This is a genomic window from Acidimicrobiales bacterium (assembly GCA_036399815.1).
Lineage (GTDB): Bacteria > Actinomycetota > Acidimicrobiia > Acidimicrobiales > DASWMK01 > DASWMK01.
In genome coordinates this window covers 36,521-42,671 of record DASWMK010000174.1, presented here as the reverse complement: position 1 = coordinate 42,671, position 6,151 = coordinate 36,521, and the positions used below count along the sequence as shown (strand labels likewise).

Here is a 6,151-nt window from a genome sequence, read left to right as displayed (position 1 = left end):
TGCCAGCTGGCCCCGCTCACCAACGTCGAGCCGCTGCCCGTGCCCGGCGTCGACCGGCTGGTGTTCGTCACCCACTGGCCGGCCGAGCGGGTGCGGGCCGACCTGAAGGGCGCGCTGGCCGCCGTCGACGTCGAGCTGCGGTGGTCGAGCTGGAACACGGGGGTGGCGACGCGGGGCGGCGCCTCGTTCCGGGTCGTCGTCCACCCGGCGCCCGAGGCGGTGACGGTCGGCAGCCGCCCGGCGTTCCCTACCGCGTCGACGGGGTCGACGGTCGTGGAGCTCGCCGCGCCCTGAGGTCGGCGACGGCCCGCACGACGTCCTGGCGGTCGACCACCTCCTGGTCGCCGCCCCGCAGCGGCCGCAGGGTGACCGTGCCGGTGGCCGCCTCGTCCTGGCCGACGATGACGGCGACGGCCGCGCCCGACCGGTCGGCCAGCTTCATCTGCGCCTTCATCGACCGCTGGTCCCAGGCCCGGTCGGTGGCCAGGCCGGCCCGGCGGAGCTCGGCGGTGATCGCCCGCGCGTGGGTGCCGCCGGTGACGTCGACCACGAACGCGTCGAGCCGGGGCGGCGGCGCCGGGAACACGCCCTCGGCGTCGCAGGCGAGCAGGACCCGCTCGATGCCCGACCCGAAGCCCGTCCCCGGCGTGGGCGGCCCGCCCAGCGCCTCGCTCAGCCCGGCGTAGCGGCCGCCGCCCATCACCGTGTTCTGGGCGGCCTCGAGCGCGGTCGACTGCAGCTCGAAGGTGGTGTGGGTGTAGTAGTCGAGGCCCCGCACCAGCCGGGGCTCGACCCGGAACGGGATGCCGAGCTCGCGGAGGCCGGTCTGCACCCGCTCGAAGTGGGCGGCGGCGTCGTCGCTCAGGTGGTCGAGGATGCTCGGGGCGTGGGCGACCACCGACCGGGAGGCGTGGCGCTTGGAGTCGAGGACCCGCAGCGGATGGGCGTCGACCTTCTCCCGGTCCTCCTCGGCCAGGTCGCCCCGGTGCTCGTCGAGGAAGCGGCGCAGCACGTCGAGGTAGGCGGCCCGGCCGGCCCGGTCGCCCATCGAGTTCACGAGCAGGTCGATGCCGGTCAGGCCGAGCGAGCGCAGGAACTCGTGCCCGACGGCGATGACCTCGACGTCCACGTCCGGGTCGTCGGGCCCCAGCACCTCGACGCCGAGCTGGTGGTGCTGGCGCAGGCGGCCGGCCTGCGGGCGCTCGTAGCGGAAGCAGGGGGCGACGTACCAGGCCTTGAACGGGGTGGGCGGGCGGTGCTGGACGAAGGCCCGCACGACCGACGCCGTCCCCTCGGGGCGGAGGGCGATGCGGCGGCCGCCCTTGTCGAGGAAGTCGTACATCTCCTTGCGGACGACGTCGGTGCCCTCCCCGACCCGCTGGAACACGGCGAGGTCCTCGAAGGCCGGGCTGACGAGCAGCCCGTAGCCGGCCCGCTCCACGTGCCCGGCGAACCGGGCGAGCAGCGCCTCCCACCGGGCCGCCTCGTCGCCGAAGACGTCCCGCGTCCCGATGGGCGCCGTGAACTGGGGCACGACGCCGCAGGTTAGTGGCCGGCCTCCTCGCGGACGGCGAGCAGGATCTCGACCTCCACGAGGTCCTTGCGGCGGCCGGCCGCCCGCTTCATCCGGATGAGGTCGTCCAGGGCGACGACGTCGACGACGAGGCCGTCGCCCAGGTCCAGCCGCTCGGCGCCGGCCGCGAGGTCCTCGTAGCCGGCCGTGCCGCTCGGCAGCCCGAGCACGTCGAGGGACCCGGCCGACGTCGTGAACGTGAAGTTGCAGCCGGCGGCCAGCGTCCTCGCGTCGAGCAGGAAGGGGACGTCGTCGTCGACCCCCCGGAGGCGGGCGTCGAGGGAGCGGAGGGCGCTCGCCAGGCGCTCCAGGTTCTCGGCGTCCCTCGCGCAGCAGACATCGGTGTCGTTGGTGACCGTCGGCGACCCGTGGACCCGGCCGGCAAGCCCGCCGACGAGCACGAAGCGGACGTCGTGGTCGACGAGCGCGCGGAGCGCGCCGAGCGGGTCGAAGGCCGGGGTCACCGGAGGCGGGCGGCAGCGACGGCCCGGTCGAACCGGCCGATGGCCCGGCCCTCCTCCACGGCCAGGGCGACCCGCTCGGGGACGGGCATGGCCAGCAGGCGGCGGATGGCCGAACGGTCGATCCGGGGATCGGGGGCCGCCGCGGCGGGCGTCACCGCCAGCTGGTGGCCGCAGGCCTCGACCAGGCGGGCGAACGTCGCCAGGTCGGGGGTGACCCGGCCGGACTCGTAGCGCGCCACCGCGGCCTTGGACGTGCCGGCCCGCTCGGCCAGCTGGCGCTGGGTCAGGCCGGCCCGGCGGCGGGCCTCCCGGAGCGTCGCACCCAGGTCCACCGCGCCAGTATGCCGCAGCCGGCATCGGGGCGCACCGGCGGTGCCGGGCTGGGAGACTGCGGCCATGACGACGACCCGTGTCGAGCGCGTCCCGCGGGAGGGCGGCGCCTTCGACCTCCACCTCTGGCTCCCCGGCGCCGGCCGGGGGCCGGGGATCGTGCTCGTGCAGGAGATCTTCGGCGTCAGCTCGTTCATCGAGGCCGTCGCCGAGCGGCTGGCCGAGCGCGGCTACGTCGTCGGCGCGCCCGACCTCTACTGGCGCACCCGCCCCGGCTACCGGGCCGACCACGACGAGCGGGGGCTGAACGAGTCGCTCGCCGCCGTGCAGGAGCTGGACATCGGCAAGGCCGTGGAGGACTGCGTCGCCGGCCTCGACCACCTCGCCGGGCTCGACGAGGTCGACGGCCGGCCGGCCATCCTCGGCTACTGCCTCGGCGGCACCCTCGCCTTCGGGGCGGCGGCCGCCGGCGACCCGGCCTGCTGCGTCAGCTACTACGGCTCGGGCGTGCCCGACCAGCTCGACCTGCTCGGCTCGGTCACCTGCCCCACGCTCTTCCACTTCGGCGACGCCGACCCCTACATCCCCTTCGAGGGCGTCGAGCGGCTGCGGGAGGCCATCGCCGGCGAGGAGCGGTTCGAGCTGAACGTCGAGCACGCCGGGCACGCGTTCGAGAACCACGACGCGCCCATGTTCCACGTCGAGGCGGCGGCCCGGTCGGCGTGGGACCGCACGGTCGCCTTCCTCGCCGCCCACCTGCCGGCGGCGGCCGGCGAGCCGGCCCGCTAGGCCGGCGAGGTGGCCGAGTTCCGCCCCATCCGCCGGGCTCGGGCGGGCGGCCCCGACCTCTCCGGGTTCGAGGGCGTCCACCTCACCCTCCGGGCCGGCCTCGAGGAGCTGACCGCCGCGGTCGGCGCCTGGCGGCCGGGCGACGCGGCGACGGCCGCCGTCCTCCACCGGCTCTGGCACCACTTCGCCAAGGGCCTGCACCACCACCACGTCGGCGAGGACGACCTCGTCTGGCCCGCCCTCCGCGCCGCCGCGCCCGGCTTCGCCGAGCAGGAGGAGCGGATGCGGTCCGAGCACGCCGACGTGGACGGCCACCTCGGCGAGGCCGACACCGCCTTCGCCGCCTTCGCCGAGCGGCCCGACGAGGCGTCGGCCGAGCGGCTCAGGGTCACCCTCGGCCGGCTCGGGGCGTCGCTCGAGGAGCACCTGCGCCACGAGGAGGACGACGTGCTCCCGCTGATCAACGAGCACCTCGCCGCCGACGCCTGGCGCCGCATCGACACCCAGCTGCTCCGCCGGCTCCCGTTCCGGGACCTGGCCGTCGCCGTCGGCTCGATCGACGACGCCATCCGCCGCAACCCCGAGGCCCTGGCCGCCATGCCGGCCCCGCCCCTGCCGGTGCGGGCCCTGCTGGCCGTCGCCTGGCGGCGCCGGTTCGCCCGGCTGGTCGCCCCGATCAGGAAGGCCGGGTAGCGCCGGTCACGAAGGCCGGGGCGGCGCCGGCGCCGGCCGCAGCCGGGACGCCCGATCCGGCGCTCAGCCGCCGCGGCCGGGGAGGACCCGGTGGGCGTCGTACACGCCGTCGATGCCCTTGATCGTCCCGATCAGCGAGTCGAGGTGGGACGCGTCGCCGAGCTCGAAGTCGAAGCGCATGGTGGCGATGCGGTCCGAGCCGGTGTTCGTGGTGCAGGACAGGATGTTGACGTGGTGGTCGGCCAGCGCGGCCGACACGTCCCGCAGGAGCCGAGACCGGTCGAGCGCCTTCACCTCGACGGAGGCGACGAACACGCCGGGGCCGGACTCGTCCCACTCCACGTCGATCAGGCGGTCGCCCTGGCCGGCCGACAGCGAGACGGCGTTGGCGCAGTCGGCCCGGTGGACCGACACGCCCCTCCCCCGCGTGACGAAGCCCATGATGGCGTCGCCCGGGACCGGCGTGCAGCAGCGCGACAGCCGCACCATCACGTCGTCCAGGCCCTCGACGTGCACGCCGGCCGTCGCCCGCCTGGACGGCGAGCGCCGCACCGGCTGGGTGGCGGTGGTCGGCAGCTGCTCCTCGGCGTCGCCGTCCCGCAGCGCCCGGCCCACCCGCTGGGCCACCGCCTTGGCCGACACGTGGTTCTCGCCGACGGCGGCGTGGAGGGCGTCGAGGTCGGCGTAGTTCATGGCCTTGGCCACGTCGAGCAGGACGGCCGAGCCCTGGAGCTTCTGCACCGGCAGGCCCTCGCGGCGCAGCGCCTTGATCAGCTCGTCCTTGCCCGCCGCGGTGGCGTCCTCCCGCCGCTCCCGGGAGAACCACTGCTTGATCTTGTTGGCCGCCCTCGGGGTGGCCACGACCTTCAGCCAGTCCCGTGACGGGCCCGCGCTCTCGGCCTTCGAGGTGACGACCTCGACGGTGTCGCCCGACGCCAGCTTCGAGTCGAGGGGCACGAGGCGGCCGTTCACCTTGGCCCCGATGCAGGTGTGGCCGACCTCGGTGTGGATCGAGTAGGCGAAGTCGATCGGCGTGGCCCCGACCGGCAGGGTGACGACCTTGCCCTTCGGGGTGAACACGAAGACCTCGTCCTGCTCGAGGTCGAACTTCAGGTTCGCCATGAAGGCGGCCGGGTCGCCGATCTCCTGCTGCCAGTCGATGATCCGGTTCAGCCAGGCGATGTCGAGCGAGTGCTCCTTGTAGCTCCAGTGGGCGGCCACGCCGTACTCGGCCCGCACGTGCATCTCGGTGGTGCGGATCTGGACCTCGATGTGCTTGCCCTGGGGCCCCACCACCGTCGTGTGCAGCGACTGGTAGAGGTTGAACTTGGGCATGGCGATGTAGTCCTTGAACCGCCCCTGCACCGGCTTCCAGGTGGCGTGGATGGACCCCAGCGCGGCGTAGCAGTCCTTGACCGACTCGACGATGACCCGGATGCCGACGAGGTCGAAGATCTCGTCGAACTCCTTGCCCCGCACCACCATCTTCTCGTAGATGCTCCACAGGTGCTTCGGCCGGCCGGTGACCGTCGCCCGGATGCCGAGCTCCTCCAGCCGCTCCCGCACCTGGTCCAGCACCTGGTCGAGGTAGAGGGCCCGCTCCGGCGCCCGGGACGACACCATGTGGTCGATCTCGGCGTAGCGCTTCGGGTGCAGCGCGGCGAAGGCCAGGTCCTCCAGCTGCTGCTTGATGTCCTGCATCCCGAGGCGGTGGGCCAGCGGGGCGTAGATGTCGAGGGTCTCGCTCGCCGTGCGCTCCTGTTTGTGCTCGGGCATGGCGGCGAGGGTCCGCATGTTGTGGAGCCGGTCGGCCAGCTTGATGATGAGGACCCGCAGGTCCTTCGCCATCGCCACCAGCATCTTGCGCATGGTGGCGGCCTGCTGGGCCTCGCGGGAGTCGAACTTGACCCGGTCGAGCTTGGTGACGCCGTCGACGATGGCCGCCACCTCGGGGCCGAACTCGTCGGCGAGGTCCTCCAGGGTGACGCCGGTGTCCTCGACGGCGTCGTGGAGGAGGGCGGCGGCGACGGTGACGTCGTCCAGCCCGAGGCCGGCGACGATGGTGGCGACGGCGACCGGGTGGTGGATGTACGGGTCGCCCGAGCGCCGCACCTGGTGGACGTGGGCCTCCGCCGCGCAGGTGTAGGCCCGCTCGATCAGGGTCGTCTGGTCCTTCGGGTGCCGGGCCCGGTAGGCGGCGAGGACCGGTGCCAGCTCCACGGCGGGCGGCGGCACGTGCCGGCGCCAGGGCAGGACGCGGTCGACGGTCGGCATCGGGGCCAGTCTACGACCGCCCCCCGGG

The 6,151-nt window shown here is 74.5% G+C and carries 7 protein-coding genes; 3 read left to right on the top strand and 4 right to left on the bottom strand.

Annotation, left to right across the window (positions count from 1 at the left end; all coding sequences use genetic code 11):
* The coding region (locus VGB14_12615) for a hypothetical protein (protein HEX9993763.1) at window positions 1–294 on the top strand (294 nt) is incomplete at its 5' end.
* On the opposite strand, the gene hisS is transcribed toward VGB14_12615, so the two are convergent.
* The 3 genes from hisS to VGB14_12600 are packed head-to-tail and all read right to left on the bottom strand — an operon-like array spanning window position 248 to window position 2,369.
* Window positions 248–1,534, bottom strand: a complete 1,287-nt coding sequence (gene hisS, locus VGB14_12610) for a histidine--tRNA ligase (protein ID HEX9993762.1) — start codon at window positions 1,532–1,534, stop codon at window positions 248–250. The two genes, VGB14_12615 and hisS, sit on opposite strands and share 47 nt — an antisense overlap.
* A gap of 11 nt (window positions 1,535–1,545) precedes the next feature.
* Window positions 1,546–2,037 carry a hypothetical protein gene (locus VGB14_12605; protein HEX9993761.1) on the bottom strand — a complete coding sequence of 164 codons (492 nt, stop codon included), beginning with the start codon at window positions 2,035–2,037 and terminating at the stop codon, window positions 1,546–1,548.
* Window positions 2,034–2,369, bottom strand: coding sequence for a helix-turn-helix transcriptional regulator (locus tag VGB14_12600; protein HEX9993760.1), 336 nt, complete (start codon window positions 2,367–2,369; stop codon window positions 2,034–2,036). Before VGB14_12600 ends, VGB14_12605 begins: the two co-directional genes overlap by 4 nt.
* 64 nt (window positions 2,370–2,433) lie before the next feature.
* On the opposite strand from VGB14_12600, the gene VGB14_12595 reads away from it, so the two are divergent.
* Both VGB14_12595 and VGB14_12590 read left to right on the top strand, forming a co-directional pair.
* On the top strand, window positions 2,434–3,156 hold the full coding sequence (locus VGB14_12595) for a dienelactone hydrolase family protein (GenBank protein ID HEX9993759.1): 723 nt from the start codon (window positions 2,434–2,436) through the stop codon (window positions 3,154–3,156).
* 9 nt (window positions 3,157–3,165) lie between these two features.
* Entirely contained in the window at window positions 3,166–3,849 is a 684-nt protein-coding gene (locus VGB14_12590; protein ID HEX9993758.1) for a hemerythrin domain-containing protein, read from the top strand.
* 63 nt (window positions 3,850–3,912) lie between these two features.
* Here the strand turns inward: VGB14_12590 and VGB14_12585 are convergent, their stop codons facing one another.
* Window positions 3,913–6,123 (bottom strand): bifunctional (p)ppGpp synthetase/guanosine-3',5'-bis(diphosphate) 3'-pyrophosphohydrolase, encoded by a 2,211-nt coding sequence (locus tag VGB14_12585; protein HEX9993757.1) that lies wholly within the window; start codon window positions 6,121–6,123, stop codon window positions 3,913–3,915.
* Between the last annotated feature and the right edge of the window lie 28 nt (window positions 6,124–6,151).

Excerpts from the sequence above, each read along its gene's own strand:
- VGB14_12595 (HEX9993759.1), top strand. The coding sequence starts at position 2,434 with ATGACGACGACCCGTGTCGAGCGCGTCCCGCGGGAGGGCGGCGCCTTC.
- VGB14_12585 (HEX9993757.1), bottom strand. The coding sequence starts at position 6,123 with ATGCCGACCGTCGACCGCGTCCTGCCCTGGCGCCGGCACGTGCCGCCG.